The sequence below is a fragment of the Clostridium sp. genome (assembly GCF_022482905.1).
In the GTDB taxonomy this organism is placed as follows: Bacteria; Bacillota; Clostridia; order Clostridiales; family Clostridiaceae; genus Clostridium_B.
In genome coordinates, this window is record NZ_JAKVOI010000001.1 from 2,196,609 (window position 1) to 2,213,383 (window position 16,775).

13 protein-coding genes and 1 other annotated feature (1 of these 14 only partly in view) are annotated in these 16,775 nt (G+C 36.3%); of the genes, 5 read left to right on the forward strand and 8 right to left on the reverse strand.

From position 1 onward, the window contains the following. Positions 1-10 (reverse strand) — a binding site (T-box leader) (it extends 193 nt beyond the left edge of the window). 65 nt (positions 11-75) lie between these two features. Both LKE46_RS10860 and LKE46_RS10865 read right to left on the reverse strand, forming a co-directional pair. Continuing rightward, a complete protein-coding gene (locus tag LKE46_RS10860; RefSeq protein WP_291721865.1) occupies positions 76-759 on the reverse strand; it encodes a GTP-binding protein in 684 nt (227 codons plus the stop codon). Between the two features lie 16 nt (positions 760-775). After that, complete coding sequence (locus LKE46_RS10865) at positions 776-1,816, reverse strand: ATP-binding cassette domain-containing protein (protein ID WP_291721869.1); 1,041 nt, start codon at positions 1,814-1,816, stop codon at positions 776-778. 194 nt (positions 1,817-2,010) lie between these two features. On the opposite strand from LKE46_RS10865, the gene LKE46_RS10870 reads away from it, so the two are divergent. From LKE46_RS10870 to thiE, 4 genes are all read left to right on the forward strand, one after another. After that, complete coding sequence (locus tag LKE46_RS10870) at positions 2,011-2,475, forward strand: DUF441 family protein (RefSeq protein ID WP_291721872.1); 465 nt, start codon at positions 2,011-2,013, stop codon at positions 2,473-2,475. A 121-nt stretch (positions 2,476-2,596) separates the two neighbouring features. Next, positions 2,597-3,400: a bifunctional hydroxymethylpyrimidine kinase/phosphomethylpyrimidine kinase gene (gene thiD / locus LKE46_RS10875; RefSeq protein ID WP_291721875.1), complete on the forward strand. Its 804-nt coding sequence runs from the start codon at positions 2,597-2,599 to the stop codon at positions 3,398-3,400. A gap of 41 nt (positions 3,401-3,441) precedes the next feature. Continuing rightward, positions 3,442-4,251: a hydroxyethylthiazole kinase gene (gene thiM / locus LKE46_RS10880; RefSeq protein ID WP_291721878.1), complete on the forward strand. Its 810-nt coding sequence runs from the start codon at positions 3,442-3,444 to the stop codon at positions 4,249-4,251. Then, positions 4,242-4,859 carry a thiamine phosphate synthase gene (thiE, locus tag LKE46_RS10885; protein ID WP_291721881.1) on the forward strand — a complete coding sequence of 206 codons (618 nt, stop codon included), beginning with the start codon at positions 4,242-4,244 and terminating at the stop codon, positions 4,857-4,859. Before thiM ends, thiE begins: the two co-directional genes overlap by 10 nt. Positions 4,860-5,105: 246 nt before the next feature. Here thiE and pepT read toward each other — a convergent pair whose 3' ends face one another. The 4 genes from pepT to thrC form a co-directional block, all read right to left on the reverse strand. After that, positions 5,106-6,332: a peptidase T gene (pepT, locus tag LKE46_RS10890; protein ID WP_291721884.1), complete on the reverse strand. Its 1,227-nt coding sequence runs from the start codon at positions 6,330-6,332 to the stop codon at positions 5,106-5,108. Between the two features lie 19 nt (positions 6,333-6,351). Next, a complete protein-coding gene (gene addA / locus LKE46_RS10895; RefSeq protein WP_291721887.1) occupies positions 6,352-10,050 on the reverse strand; it encodes a helicase-exonuclease AddAB subunit AddA in 3,699 nt (1,232 codons plus the stop codon). 13 nt (positions 10,051-10,063) lie between these two features. Next, on the reverse strand, positions 10,064-11,131 hold the full coding sequence (locus LKE46_RS10900; RefSeq protein WP_291721891.1) for a sensor domain-containing diguanylate cyclase: 1,068 nt from the start codon (positions 11,129-11,131) through the stop codon (positions 10,064-10,066). A gap of 103 nt (positions 11,132-11,234) precedes the next feature. Next, positions 11,235-12,728 (reverse strand): threonine synthase, encoded by a 1,494-nt coding sequence (gene thrC / locus LKE46_RS10905; protein ID WP_291721894.1) that lies wholly within the window; start codon positions 12,726-12,728, stop codon positions 11,235-11,237. A gap of 147 nt (positions 12,729-12,875) precedes the next feature. Here thrC and LKE46_RS10910 point away from each other — a divergent pair, with 147 nt between their 5' ends. Then, positions 12,876-14,021 carry an aminotransferase class V-fold PLP-dependent enzyme gene (locus LKE46_RS10910; protein ID WP_291721897.1) on the forward strand — a complete coding sequence of 382 codons (1,146 nt, stop codon included), beginning with the start codon at positions 12,876-12,878 and terminating at the stop codon, positions 14,019-14,021. Between the two features lie 36 nt (positions 14,022-14,057). Here the strand turns inward: LKE46_RS10910 and cbiM are convergent, their stop codons facing one another. Continuing rightward, positions 14,058-15,029, reverse strand: a complete 972-nt coding sequence (gene cbiM, locus LKE46_RS10915) for a cobalt transporter CbiM (RefSeq protein WP_291721900.1) — start codon at positions 15,027-15,029, stop codon at positions 14,058-14,060. Positions 15,030-15,205: 176 nt separating this feature from the next. Continuing rightward, on the reverse strand, positions 15,206-16,741 hold the full coding sequence (locus tag LKE46_RS10920) for a cell wall-binding repeat-containing protein (protein ID WP_291721903.1): 1,536 nt from the start codon (positions 16,739-16,741) through the stop codon (positions 15,206-15,208). Between the last annotated feature and the right edge of the window lie 34 nt (positions 16,742-16,775).

Here is a 16,775-nt window from a genome sequence, read left to right on the forward strand (position 1 = left end):
TAACCTCTATCTTTATTTATTAAAAACAAGTCTACTATAAATTTAAATCAATGTCAATAAATATTCACAAATTTTTCAAAAATTCATCTTTTTTACACTGCCCATCTGGAAATGGCTTCCTATTTTAGTTTCACCGAGACAATATGAGCATATTGAAGAAGGCATGGTAAATCTCAGACGTTTCCCATTAAAATTCTCAATTTCCGGATAATATTTTAAATTCATTCCCAATTCAAAAGAACCCTGGCCTGTTATTCCATTTACGAATATAATCTTAGCTCTCGGATTTGCCTGTTTTACGTGAAAGGAAAACACCTCCCTCTCAGCCTGTGAAACTATATCTCCCTTGGTTATAACTACAATGTCTGCAAATTTAAGCATGGGTCCTATTTTCTTCGGTGTATTTATTCCGGATAGGCAGTCTATGACACAAACCGAAGGAATCTCTTTGATATGTGGCGAACATCTATTGCACAGACCGGCACTTTCAGTTATGAGATAATCAAATTTTTTGTCAAATCCCCATTTTACACAGTCTTCTATATTACTTACATAAAAGTGATCCGGACATAATCCACCGGAAATTCCGACTTTAACGTCAACTTCGGCCTTTCTGTACAGGTCATCATCATAGGTAGAAAGGCAGTCGAATTTTACTACGCCTACATTGAATTTCATATGTTTCAAATTGTCTATAGTTTTTAAAATAACCGATGTTTTTCCAGAAGAAGGCGGTCCCGCAACTGTTATCAATTTCAACTGTATCTCTTCCCTTCTAATTTTTATATTTAAAATACTTTCCTATATCAAAGTCTATTATTTCTCCATCCCTCAGCCTATTCCTTATTTCCAGTAATTTATTGTCAATGTATTCAAGCGGCACTAAATTTTTTTTCTCATCTTTTCCTATTTTTATAACCTTGTATATACCTCCATTTTTTATTACGATTCTAGTATTTCCCATAAGTGCCAGAATAGGATCATGAGTGGACATGAAAATAATTTTATCCTTTTTTAGGAGCGTTTCAATTGCCTTTTTGCGATCAATTCCCGCATTTTCTATCTCATCAATCAATATTATTGGTGACCTGCTTAGCAGTGCCGTATCGGCAATCATAAGAGCTCTCGACTGACCACCGCTCAGCTGTGTTACCGCAGCATCCTTTGAAAACTTCTCTCCTGCAAGGTCATTTGCACACTCTATTATGGATTCTACAGTCTCACCGGCATTGTATATCATCCGGCTTTCTGCATGCATTTTAATAAATTCTTCCACAGTAACATCCATTATGAAATTCATATTCTGAGATAGCTGTGCAACTATTTTATTGTCCATGCAGAACCTGTCCTTCTCTTCAGGTACTTTCCCGTTTACAAGTATTTGTCTTCCTGTAGGTGTATCCCTTTGTGCAAGGCACTCTATGTCTTCCAACAATCTGCTCTTTCCAGATCCCGTACGTCCAACTATACAAACTACCTGCCCACATTCAAATGTCAACTCCAGTTCTTCTCTTTTCCCCGATTTGTCGTGTCCTCCTATTACGGTTAGAGATCTGATATTGAAGTTGTTCATGTATTTTATTTCATTCATTTTTTGGACAAAATCAGTAAAGTAGTATAAGATCTGACTTCTGCTGTAACCCATGTTTTCCAGATATATTTCATTCAAACCTTCCGATATCTCCCTGGCTGTCATTGAAATATCAATATTGTCAACCCCTATGGATGTAAAAAAATCTTTTATATTGGGATACTCACCCAGAAGATCTTCTATTTTGACATCGATTATATAATTTTTATCAATTAGATCCTTCATGAAATCTCCACCTTGGAATCAATAATTTATACATTATTATACTATTAAATTGTACTAATTGAAAGTATGTATGAGAAACATTCGTAAAATATCCTATATTTTTTTGATAAAGTTTCATTTTATACATAACATCAATACTGTACACATAAAAATATATGGTATAAAATTAATTTTCGAATTTGGAGATGATATTATTGGAATCAACTACAATTCTTGTCATAATATTGGCAATTTCAGTTCTGGGAAAGGCAAATTCCGTAGCCATTGCAAGCTGCATACTCCTGATTTTAAAACTTCTTAATATAGATAAGTATGTATTTCCCACCCTTCAACAGAATGGATTGACATTTGGATTGATACTATTGCTCATGTCTATCTTGATACCTATAGCAAACGGAGATATAAGGTATACGGCCATAAGAAGTGTATTCACTTCATGGCTTGGAATATTTGCCCTCTTGATTTCGCTCTTCACAACTTACCTGAGTGGATTGGGGATGCAGTATCTCACCCTTCAAGGGCACAGTGAAATCATGCCCTCCCTCATACTCGGCGCAGTAGCTGCTGCAGCTTTTCTCGGAGGTGTCCCTGTAGGCCCCATGATAACTTCCGGTATGATAGCTCTCGGTATAAAAATCTTTCATAAAATGGGACTTTAAATATAAGTTGCAAATTTATCTATTTGTAGTAGAATTAATAATAACATAATAAATAGTGTATTGCTTCTTCAGCAGTACACTTTTTATTTTAAATTTATTATGAAAGACCGAGGTGATTGAAATGAAAAAAGTATTGACTATTGCCGGCTCTGATAGTTCAGGGGGTGCCGGAATACAGGCTGATTTAAAAACAATGAGTGCCCTGGGTGTATTTGGCATGAGTGTTGTTACAGCCATAACGGCTCAGAATACAGTCGGTGTACAGAATGTAATGGAAGCATCTCCTGAAATCGTTGAATCCCAGATTAGATCAATATTCGATGACATAGAAGTTGATGCTGTAAAAATAGGCATGGTATCAAACAGCAAGAACATATCGGTAATAGACAGACTGTTAAAAGAATATAGAGTTAAAAATATAGTACTTGACCCAGTAATGATATCAAAAAGCGGTTATTTTCTATTAAAAGAAGAAGCACAGGAGCAATTAAAACACCTGATAGGTACAGCAGACCTGGTAACTCCAAATATACCTGAAGCGGAAGTCATATCCGGAATAAAAATATCTGACAAAGAGGACATGATAAAAGCTGCTTTCAAAATAAAAGAGCTTGGTTGTAAAAACGTGCTTGTAAAAGGAGGCCACAGAGAGAAGGATGCAAATGATGTATTATTATTCAACAACAATATATCTTATATGGAATGCAGCAGAATAAACACCAACAATACCCATGGAACCGGATGCACCTTATCTTCTGCCATAGCCTCATACATAGCCAGGGGACTTGATTTGGAACAGGCAGTCCTGAATTCAAAAAAATATATAACAAAAGCCATAGAAAATTCCTTTTCCATAGGGCATGGAGTAGGTCCTGTAGGCCACTTTGTAGAGCTATACAAACAGGCAGGAATTTCTTACAATTAAAATATAAAATTTTTGATCTATACAAACAGGAGGGAAATATAATGAATGGTTCAAATTTGGACAGAGTCTTAAACGTATTGCCCCGAGTAAGGGAGAAAGTTCCACTTGTTCACTGCATTACAAATCATGTTACAATCAATGACTGCGCAAACATACTTCTCTCGTATGGTGCCTCTCCTGCCATGTGCGAAGCATATGACGAAGTATTTGATTTTGTAAAAATATCTCAGGCTCTTTACATAAATCTTGGCACCTTGAACAAAGAGCAGGAAGCTTCTGTAGTTCTTGCAGCCCAATCTGCAAAGATAAACAACATTCCAGTAATTCTTGATCCCGTGGCATGTGCTGCGATTCCCAAAAAAGTTCAGGTAATAAACAGAATTTTTGAAGTCGGCAAAGTGGATATTATAAAGGGGAATATAGGAGAAATAAATTTTCTTGCAGGAAAATCTTCAAAGGTAAAAGGCGTGGATTCCCTGGATAGTTCAGAAGGAGCACTGGAAAGCTGTATAACATTGTCCAAAAAGTATAATTGCACTGTAGCTGCAACAGGCAAAGAGGACTTTATAACAAATGGCAGAGAAAGTGCAATAGTACAAAACGGCACGGATATGCTGACCAAAATAACAGGTGCAGGATGTATGCTCGGCGCACTCTGCGGCGCAGCAGCAGGGGCGTGTGATGACAATTTTATAGCTGCAACTGCCGCTATACTGTCAATGAATATAGCTGCCGAAGAAGCTTTTAAACAGGCAAAGGCTCCTGGAAGCTTCAGGGTGAAATTGATCGATTCAATATATGAGTTGAATTATGACAAATTAAAGGAAGGTGAAAAAATAATATGGAAGTAGATTATAGTTTGTATCTTGTAACAGACAGGAGATTTATTGGATCAAAACCTTTGAAAAAAGCAGTTGAAGAGGCAATATTAGGTGGGGTTACCCTAGTTCAGATAAGGGAAAAGAATGCATCTTCAAGAGAATTTTACAGCACGGCACTTGAAGTCAAGGAAATTACCCAATATTATAAAATTCCCATCATAATAGATGACAGGATAGATATAGCCCAGGCCGTTGAAGCTGATGGAGTACATTTAGGTCAAACCGATATTCCACTTGTCACAGCAAGAAAAATACTCGGAGACAACAAAATAATAGGCATATCCGTTGGAAACATTAAAGAAGCCATTGAAGCTGAAAAGGGCGGTGCAGATTATCTCGGCATAGGTACAATATTCAATACCGGAACGAAGAAAGACATAAATAAACTTATAGGAATAGATGGCCTTCGTAAGATTTATGACAGCATAAACATACCCGCAGTTGCCATAGGAGGAATAGGTCCGGATAATTTCAAGGAAGTACTTTCCACGGGTGTAGATGGCATAGCTGTTGTATCTGCAATACTTGGAAGTAAAGACATAACTTCCGCAGCAAAGCAGTTAACAGCTATACATTAAATATTCTAATAAATGGACATCTTTAACGGACTCTGTTATTTCCTACCAGCAGAGTCCGATTTTTCTTCCCTGTTTTCCTCACTGTCTTCCATACACTCTTTAAGACATTCTTCTATTACATCTTCTGTTATTATAAAATTACTTTTCAATTCATGTTCCCCCTTTTGTAGTGCTCATATGAATATTAAGTCTAACTTTAATATTATATGTAGTTCATACAAAAATTATTCCATGAATTTTTGTAAATTATAATTTTGCCGTCAATTTTATTATATTTACTATAACCTCAATGGCCTTTTCCATTGCAAATACAGGAATATACTCATATCTTCCATGAAAATTATGTCCTCCTGTAAATATATTTGGAGTTGGAAGTCCTTCAAAAGAAAGTCTTGCTCCATCGGTACCGCCTCTGATTGCAGATATTTTTGGTTCTACATCTGCCATATTCATAGCCTCAGCTGCAATATCTACTATATACTTAACAGGTTCTATCTTCTCTCTCATATTGCTGTACTGATCTTCTACATTAATTTTCACTATGTTCCTTCCATACTTTTTACAGATAATCTCCCCACAATTTTGAATAAATTTTTTCCTTTTTTCAAAATTATCTCTGTCAAAGTCCCTTATTATATAAGATAAACGCGTTTGCTCTACTCCACCTTTTATAGAAACAATATGGTAAAAGCCCTGATATCCTTCCGTAGTTTCCGGAGTTTCATCTGCAGGAAGCATATCCATGAATTCACTGGCAACAAGCATGGAATTTATCATCTTTCCCTTTGCAGATCCCGGATGCACATTTCTTCCCCCGATCTTTATTTCTGCGGAAGCCGCATTGAAGTTTTCAAATTCCAGTTCCCCAATTTCGCCTCCATCTACCGTGTAGGCAAATTGAGCATTGAATTTTTTAATATCAAAATGATCAGCTCCCTGCCCAACCTCTTCATCAGGAGTGAAAGCTATTTTGATATCTCCATGCTGTATTTCAGGATGCCTTATAATATATTCTGCGGCAGCCATTATTTCTGCTATACCAGCTTTGTCATCCGCCCCAAGTAATGTATTTCCATCTGTAGTTATCAGGGTTTTCCCTTTATATCTTTCAATTTCCGGAAAATCTTCAGTCTTCAATACTATATTGTCTTTTTCATTGAGGACTATATCCTTTCCATCATAATTCTCAATTATTTTGGGATTTACATTGCTCCCCGAGATTTCAGGACTTGTATCCATATGGGAAATAAGCCCTAGGCATGGCACTTTTCCATCTATATTGCCTTCTATTGAAGCCATTACATATCCGTTTTTATCCAGAGACACATCTGTGAGTCCTATATCATTCAATTCTTCTGAAAGTTGTTCTGCAAGCTTCAGCTGCTTTTCAGTAGTGGGAATTCTGTCAGATTCTTCACTTGATCTTGTATCAAATCCGACGTATCTTAAAAATTTATCAACAACTCTTTCCATTTGAACTTCCTCCCCAAAATTAAATCTCAAGCTGAGTATTTTTGTGGAACAAGTACAAGTACCTTTCTTTGACTTTCATACCTGTCATCTTTTCAATGGCTCTCGAATAATAGTCAATCTGTATTTTATACCTGTTTCTCACAGCTTCAAGGTCTTCTACATAATCAGTCTTGTAGTCCAAAAGTACAATTCCGTCTTTCTCTTTAAAATAACAGTCAATTATACCCTGTATAAGTACTTTTTCGTTTTTGCCTATATATTCAGGTAAATTCCCATATATATCCCCGCTGTCTATTTGCATATAAAATGGAATCTCCCTGTATACATTGCGGACTTTTCTCATTCTCATTCCCAGATCGGAACTAAAAAACCTGAATATTTTATGTGGAAAAATTACTCTGCTTTCCTTTTCCGTAATAAATTTTCTAGATACAAGCTCCTGTACCTGCTCCCTTATATCATTTTCCGAGTCGACCTTGCTGATATCCATATGCTGCATTACGAGATGAACAAGCGTCCCCCTTTGAGATGGTGATATTCTGCTTTTTTCATCGATGAAATGAGGCTTTTTGAGATTTACATTTTCCACGAACTCACTACTTTCTTCCCTGTCAATAATATCAAATTTCCTCTTCAATTCCGATACTGAAAATTTGGCTGGGATTTCAGAAGCCTCATAATATCTGTACTTCCAGTCAAGCCTTCTCGCTATTTCTTCATAATACCTGCTCTTCTCCTGATTTGAAGCTGTTTGCCTTATATAATCTATAATATCATATTCAGAGTTATCCTTCCGCTCCCTGAAAAGACTTTCTCTCTTCCATAAATTAATGGTCCATTTTGAACAATCATCAGATAAAATATTATCATCCGTCTCGTAAGATCCTGCTTTCCTGAGAGTTTCACCATCTCTATGCCTTACCAGTGCCTCTCCTATCCAGTCAAGATAATTTTTAGCACCGGCAAGTGCATATTCAGGTACCTTGTGTTCATCTACAATTGATTCTTCACACCATCTTCTGCAGTTTTTTTCAACGTTGCTTATCATTCCCGTTATGATGAGTTTTTCCTTTGCCCTTGTAAATGCTACGTAAAGTATCCTCATCTCCTCTGAAATAGTTTCAATTTTAATCCTTCTCTTCAATATCTGTTTTATTATAGTAGGATACCGTATTCTTCTCTCAGAATCCACATAATCAGGTCCAAGGCCCAGTTGTTCATTGAAAAGCACGGGCTTACCCATATCCATCATATTGAAATTCTTGCCTGCTCCCGCAAAAATAACTACGGGAAACTCCAGTCCTTTGCTCTTGTGTACACTCATTATTCTGACTACATTTTCATCTTCACCTAATATTCTGGCACTTCCCATGTCCCCACTGCTGCTTCTAAGTTTACCTATGAAATTTATAAAATTAAACAATCCTTTATAGCTGCTGTTTTCATACTGTTCGGCCTTTTGAAACAGCATTCTCAAGTTTGCCTGTCTCTGGACACCGCCAGGCATTGCCCCTACAAATCCATAGTATCCCGTATCCATGTATAAATACCACAGGAACTCGTCTATGGGCATATAGATAACTTTTTTTCTCCAGTTGTTCAATTGAATTATAAAATTATTCACTTTGCTTCTCAAATTGTCATCTATGTTATCTACAGAATAACCATCAGAAGACTTCAGCGTGCAATTCTTGAGTGCCTCATAAAATGGAACATCTTTATTTACCATTCTTATATCTATAAGTTCCTCCGGTGAAAATGACTCTATTGGTGAACGAAGTACCGATATGAGAGGTATGTCCTGGATAGGATTATCTATTATCTGAAGCAGACTCATAATTGTCCTTATCTCGATAGTTTCAAAATAGCCTGTTGATGCGTCTGCAAAAACTGGTATTCTCAGATTATTTAACTCTTCTACCACTGCAGGTGACCAATTTTTTGTAGCACGCATTAGAATAACTATGTCCTTATACATTATCGGCCTGTAGGCATTTATATTTCTGTCATATACCTTTTTTCTAAAACCATCCTGTGTATTTACAAGTGCATTTATTTTATTCGCTATGAGCCTTGCTTCAATTCGGATATCATCATCTAAATCCTCTTCACTTTCTTCTCCGGCAACCTTGTCTATAATATGGAGTTCTATGCTCTCACCTTCAAAAATGTCCCTGTCATCTGAAAACTGCGGGTATACTGCCCCACTTTTAAGCTCTTCCTCCGTGTCATATTCAAGCTCACCTACTTCCCTGCACATTATCTGCTTGAATATAAAATTTACTCCATCTATTATTTCAGGCCTGCTTCTAAAGTTTTTAAACAATTTTATTCTTCTATTCATTTCATCTTCATCGTCAGAGTAACTATTGTATTTTTCCATAAACAGCTCCGGTTTTGCCTGTCTGAACCTGTATATGCTCTGCTTTACATCCCCGACCATAAATAGATTTGAAGCTTCATCCTTCCTGCCTATCATGTTTATTATAGTCTCCTGAACCAAATTACTGTCCTGATATTCGTCTATAAATATTTCCTCGAAAAAGTTTCTATAATAAATTGCAGTATCGGAAGTCACAACTTTTCCACCACTATCTTTGTTATGTGTCAATATATCCAAGCATAAATGTTCTATGTCACTAAAGTCTACTATGTCTCTCTCTTTCTTTTTGGATGAATACTTATTATCAAAATCATTTACCAGATCAACCAGAGATCTCATAAGAGGATACATATCTTTGATGCTTTTCCCGATATCCTCTGTATATCCAAATATATTATCCTGTATTTGCTTTATCGACTTTTTTACATCATTTCGCATTTTGACTACTCTTTGTTTTATTTCATCATTGGAGTTTTTATTTTTGACTGGAGCAAGCTTGCCGAACTTGAAGCTGTTGATTTCCCTCATCAACTCTCTCCATTGCTCCAGGCCAAGCAGCTCTTCAAAATTGTGAATATCTTCATAAAAGGTATTTTCATATGCCTGAAGTCCTGTATCACTATGTATCAGTTCCACTGCACTTTTAAGCTTATATATCAATCCCCTGATCTCCTGTTTCAAGTTCGCAATAATTGTATATGCCCACTTTGAAACTTCAAAATTAAAATTACTGTCAAGATTAAAATTCTCAGCAGCCCAATCAAGCCATTTTTCAGGCCACGGAACACTCCGGGAAAATTCATATAGATCCAAAACCATCTTTTTTACTTTGGAATCATCTTTATCACCATAGGAATCCACAAGAAGAATAAAATTCTTATCATTGCAGTCGTACTTTTCTTCAAAAAGCTCCAGAACTGAATCCTGCTTCAAAAGTATAATCTCTTCATTATTTGCCACCCTGAAATTAGGATCGATATCCACAAGATGAAAATTATCCCTTATGACTTTAAGGCAGAAAGAATGCATAGTCATAATGTTCGACTGATTCAAAAGTGTAAGCTGTCTTTGAAGCTTTTTTGACTGGAAATTTTCTTCCAGGCTCTTTTGGATCTCTTCACCTATTCTCTCCTTCATCTCGGAAGCCGCTGCATTTGTATAAGTTACAACTAGTAATCTGTCTATATCAATATCTGAATTTTCACCTATTATCTTTTGTATTATCCTGTTTACAAGAACTGCAGTTTTACCAGCTCCCGCCCCTGCAGCTACCAGAATATTAGCCTTTTCAGAAAATATTGCCCTTTTCTGTTCATCTGTCCATTTTGTACTCACAACTATCACCTTTTTACATAATCACTCTGTTTTTACCAGAATTCTTTGCCCTATATAGATTTACATCCGCTTCCCTTATCATCTTTTCTACATCGTCACTGCTGTTATGTGATACACTGATACCTATTGAAACAGTTACATGAGAAGAAATCTCTCCATAATCTATAGATGTATTCATTATTTTCATCTTTATGCTGCACATTCTATGGTATACATCCTCTTCTCTCTTTACATCATACATATACACTATAATTTCTTCTCCACCATACCTGGCAACTATATCTTCATTTCTGAGATTGCTCTTGATTATACTGCTTACCTGTCTCAGCACCTTGTCTCCATACTGATGTCCAAAAGTATCATTGCATTTCTTGAAATCATCTATATCTATCATTATAATTGCAAAACCATTTTCACAATTTTTCACCTTGTCATTTATTACGGAGAAAAAATAATTTCTGTTGAAAAGTCCTGTTAAAAAATCCCTTTGCGAATTTTCCTTTATTTGATTATAAAGGCGGTTGTTTTCTATGCACATGGCAATTTGATTGCTGACAGCATTTAATAGTTTTATGTGCTCCATATTTAGGTAATTGTATATATTATGTTCAACTACAATGGCACCTAAAAGGTCATCCTGCAGATATATGGGAATAAATATGGCTGAATGAATTTCCACATCTTCCCTTCCAAGGTATATATTGCTTTTGGAATTTGTCAGACTTATTTTGGGTTTGGAAACATTTCCTAGATTGAATTTATATACGCTGGAATGATGCCGTGTATTTTCCAGATTTGATACTTTCAGCTTCAATTTTCTATTTTCAACCAGGTATATACTTGAATAAGTTACTCCCAAAATTCCAATCATTATATCATTTACAGTAGAAACTATCTCCTCATCTTCAAGATACTTGTTAACATATTGGCTTATTTCAACTATCAACGACATCATATCCAATTTCTTGTCCAGTTCCATAATTTTTCTGCTCTGTTTTTGCATAATATCTTCAGCCATTTTCTGATAGTCTTCATACTCTTTTTTCAATTGATTATACTTTTCCAATAATGACATAAACATAAAACTTCTTCTCCTCTATTATAAAAACACTATCCATATTTCATGAAAAATACATCCATAAAAGATATAACATAAACTTAAGAAGAGACAACCAGACCATTTATCAACAAGTTAAGAGGAACTTTATAATTTCATCCTTCATATTCTGTTTTTTACATATACTTTTGTGTACAATACTGCCTTTTTTTAAATCTTTTAAAACAGCAGGAACCTGCAGACCTGAAACTTTGCTCATAATATCAACAAGTTCCATATCATCAAAGCTGCTGTATTTATCATCCAGTGCAGTCATAACTGATCTTGTAAATTTATATGGACTTGCAGTTGAAACTATTATCGTCTTGGTCTCATCACCAGTATCATTAACATATTTCTCATATACCGAATGGGCCACAGCAGTATGTGTATCAATTAAGTATTTGTAATTTTCGAAATTATATTTTATAGAATCCATTGTATCCTTTTCGCTTGCAAATCCTCCATAAAATAATTTTAGTTGATCTTTCATATCATCGGTAATGGTATATTTCCCTTCACTATTTAAATCACCCATCAATTTCCTGATTAAATTGGTATTTTTGGAACTTATGTCATATATAAGTCTTTCAAGATTACTCGATACGAGTATATCCATGGATGGTGATATTGTAACAATAAAATCCCTCATCTTATCATATGTACCTGTAGATAAAAAGTCGAATAAAACCTTATTGTCATTTGATGCACATATTAATCTATTTACAGGCAATCCCATCTTTTTTGCATAGTAGGCAGCTAGTATATTACCAAAATTTCCCGTAGGAACATCGAAATTTATTTTGTCACCAAGTTCTATCTCGCCTCTCCTAACCAGTTCCAAGTATCCATAAAAGTAATAGACTACCTGTGGAATAAGCCTGCCTATATTTATGGAATTTGCAGAAGAAAACATATATCCGTTTTCATTCAGTTTGTTTCTCAACTCATCTTCATTAAAAATTTTCTTCACTTCACCCTGGGCATCATCAAAATTCCCATCTATACCAATTACCTTGGTATTTTCGCCTTTCTGGGTTATCATCTGCATTCTCTGTATTTCACTTACCCCGTCTTTAGGGAAGAATACAATTATCTTTGTACCTTCAACATCAGCAAATCCCTGAAGAGCAGCTTTACCTGTATCTCCGGAAGTGGCAGTAAGTATAACTATTTCTTTTTCCAGTTTCTGTATTTTTGCTGAAACCTTCATTAAATATGGGAGAAGGCAAAGTGCCATATCCTTGAATGCCAAAGTGGGGCCATGATATAATTCCATGTAAAAAGCTTCTTTGGTCTTTTTCAGTGGAACTATTTCATCAAATTCGAATTTATTGTCATATGCTTTATCTATACAACTGGAAAGTTCTTTTTCATCTATATCTGTAAAGAATTTACTTATAATGAACAAGGCCAGTTCTTTATAACCCATATGTATACATTTATCCAATTTATTTCCTACAAACGGTATCTGATCCGGTACGAAAAGGCCCCCGTCTTTCGAAATTCCATTTAATATGGCCTGCGATGCAGATAAATTTTGTTGCAGCCCCCTTGTACTATTATAACAAATTTTTGCCAATTATATCACTCCCTATATAATAATCGTAAAGTCTTATTTAAATATATAATAACATAGTAATATGCAACTTGAAAATAGAAGATGTTACATAAAAAGTTTTTCACCTTGAGATTTAATAGTATAATAAATAGCAAAGGAGTGAATGATTTGGGAATATATTTAGACAATGCAGCCACATCATATCCAAAACCAGATGCAGTTATAGATAGAATGTATGATTTTATGAAAAATATAGGTGCAACTGCGGGGAGAGGAGCATATAAATCCGAAATAGCGGCTGACAGATTAGTACATGACTGCAGGAACAACCTTTGCAGACTTTTTAACTTTGATAAACCATCCAATGTAATTTTTACATGCAATATCACCGAGGCATTGAATCTTGCCATAAATGGAATTCTGAAACATGGAGATCATGTGATCACAAGCAGTATTGAACACAACTCCGTTACAAGACCTTTAAAAATACTTGAAAAAAATAAACACATACATATATCCACAATTTCCTGCAGCAGTACTGGAATACCAAACATAAGCGAAATAGAATCATCAATAAGGCCAAATACAAAATTAATTATTTTCAGTCATGCATCCAATGTACTTGGTACAGTACAGCCAATATCACAGATTGGAGCACTGGCAAGAAGGCATGGAATACCGTTTCTAGTTGACAGTGCACAGACAGCCGGTGCCTATCCCATAGATATAAAAAATGACAATATAGATTTACTGGCCTTTACAGGACATAAAAGTCTTTTAGGCCCAACGGGCACCGGAGGACTTATCATAAATTGCGATAAAAATATTGCTCCATTAAAAGCCGGTGGTACGGGAATTGACTCTAAATATCCATACCAGCCTGATTATCTTCCAAATAAATTTGAAGCTGGTACCCTGAACGTAGTAGGCATAGCCGGTCTTTTGGAAGGAGTCAAGTACATAAACAAGATAGGTTTATCATCAATCAGAGAGAAGGAAACTGACCTCATAAAATATTCACTGGATAAATTGTCCGGCATACCCGATATAAAAATATATGGTCCAAAAGATCCTGAAAAGATAGTTGGTGTAATTTCCTTCAATATAAAAGATGTTCCATGTGATGAAATAGGCTTTGAGCTGGATAAAAAATATAATATCATGGTACGGGTTGGATTTCACTGTGCACCTACAGCACACAAAATCATGGGTACTTACAATACCGGGGCAGTTAGAATAGGCCTGGGGTTCTTCAATGAAAAAAAGGACATCGACATATTAACCGATGCTTTAAGATCATTCCATAAAAACTGAGGAGGAGATACACATGTGCACCTCCCCCTTGGCTTTTCAAGAATTATTGTTTTCTTTTCTCGATGAAGACAATAACTTAACCAATATGAGTATAATTGCCACCCCACCTACAGCCGATATAATGTATCCTGCAATATCATTTATTCCAGATATGGCATAATCTGATGCCAGTGCATTATAATTGAATCCATTTTTGAATGCTTCAGGAATATATCCTACAATTCCCTTTATTTCTTCTGACCCCCATTCACCCCATGCTGTTCCTTGCGCAAGCAGCCCAATTGGACATAACAATATAAGAAGGATTAAAAGCCCGTATAAAGGTTTTCTAGCTGAAGGCTTATTTTCATATACTGCTCCAGGTGATACTTTCCTGACATAAGCAAGTACCGCCGCTGTAATACCTCCTTCTATAAGTCCAATTAGAAGATGCGGCAGCACCATGGCCGGTATTGATACGTTCAATCCATAGGGACAGTAAAGCGCTGCACCGTTTACATCCCTGAAGAGCATTGGCTGTATGCCAAATTCTATGGATGCTATTAAAGCCGCTGTTACAATTCCCACATAAGCACCTATAAAAGCCGGTATGTAATCTCCTTTAGCACTTTTCATTCTTGACTTTATAAAGCTGTAAACTGTATATCCCACAAATGGCATTACAAATGCCATATTGAAGGTATTGGCACCAAATGCAAGTATACCTCCATCACCAAAGAAAAGAGCCTGAATTAACAATGCTATTGTTACACAGATCACCGCCGCATAAGGCCCAAGCAATATAGCCGCCAGTGTGGCTCCTACTGCATGACCGGTTGTACCTCCAGGCAGCGGTACATTAAACATCATTATCAAAAATGAAAAAGCCGAGCATACGCCGAGTACGGGCAGTTTTTTCTTGGTTATCTCCTTTTTTACTTTTTTTGAAGCCCTCATCCATACCGGAACCATAACTGCAAACATGACAGCACAGGTAGACGGGCTCAAATAATTATCTGGAATATGCATAATAATTCCCCCTCCATTAAATTATATTATAAAAAAGATTAAAGCAAAACTCATACCAAACATCGAGATCCCATTTTATCTGAACTTATAAAAAGAATATTATCAAAATGATATAATTCGGTATCATTTTGATAATATTCCAGATTTATAGTTTCACATTAAGACTACATGGTATTTCAATTGTCCTGTTGAATCTTCTGCACTATTCCTTTTGCTATACCACTTGCAACCTTGTTTTGAAAATCATCACTGTTTAAAAGCCTCTCCTCCTGGGGATTGCTTATAAAGCCTACTTCTACAAGCACCGCCGGTGCAGCAGTGTTTTTTATAACATAGTAGTTGGCTGTCTTTATCCCCCTGTCTACAGAAGCTATAGCTTGTACAAGAGAGGACTGTATATACTGTGCCAGTTCCCTTCCCTCTTTGCTGGAACTGTAGTAATAGGTCTCCGTTCCCCTCGCTTCGGCTCCAGCACTGTTCATGTGTATGGATACAAAATAATCCGAACCGGCAGCATCAGATATTTCGCATCTTTTCTGCAGATCTTCGCTTACATTTGATGGCCAGGATACTCTGTCACTTGTTCTGGTGTATACTACATTTATTCCACTTTGCTGAATAATTTTTCCGATTTTCAACGCTACAGGCAAGGTTATATTTTTTTCCATGGTTCCTCCATAACCTACAGCTCCAGGATCATATCCACCATGTCCCGGGTCCAGTGTTACCACTATATTAGTTCCATTTATGAGTCTTTGTACTGCGGCATCACTTACTGCACCTTTACCGCCAATTATTTTTATTGAAGTGACTGAGGATATATTCGATTTTACTATGTTCTGCTGATTTATGCTGTTATTGTTAACAATAACAATCGGGGAGCTCGTCTGGGCTGCCGCTGCAGAACCGGAAAGGGCATCCGGAAACCCGGAACCGCTTGCCACATAGACTGTATCCATATTTATATATCCCTTGTTCAAAAATGCTTTTATAACTGCTGTATTTGTCTCATATCTGTTGATTCCGGCAAATCTTTCACAGTCTCCTATATAACCTTCAATCGAGCTCGATACTGCTCCTTCCCCTCCAATGATATATAATCTCTTTCCTCTGTTTTGATCTATAAATTGCTTTGCAGAGTCCGACAGTGTTTTTGAACTTGTAAGAATTATAGGTATCTGTCTTGCCCCTGCAACAGGTGCCATTGAAAGTGCATCTGCGAAATTTTCACCGGAAGCTATTGCTATACCATTACTGATTCCTATACTTTTTGCTACCTGGACACTAGTATCATACCTGTCATGTCCTCCAATTCTTGTAACAAGTACATTGATTTTTTCCAGTTGGTTCCTTACTGCATTGGATATTGCTCCTTCACCACCTACTATTATCGCATTTTTGGCTCCCAGTCTCTCTATTTCTGAAATAACATCATCATCCAGTCGGTTCTTTTGCGACAAAAGTATGGGAGCCTTGTTTTTTCCTGCAAGTGCCGTTGAAGAAAGTGCATCTGCAAAATCTTCTCCTGAAACTACTATTACACAATCGGCATGGGTAAAATTTTCCCTGGATACATTTACAGCTGTATCATACCTGTCTTTCCCCTCATACCTTGCTGTATCAGCTTGTGCAGCATATGCCCTGAAGCTGAATATGAAAACCAGGCACACAATTCCAAGCAATGCAAATATAATCTTTTTCCCTGTATTCATTCCTTCCTCCTTATATAACTAAAATATAACGCTG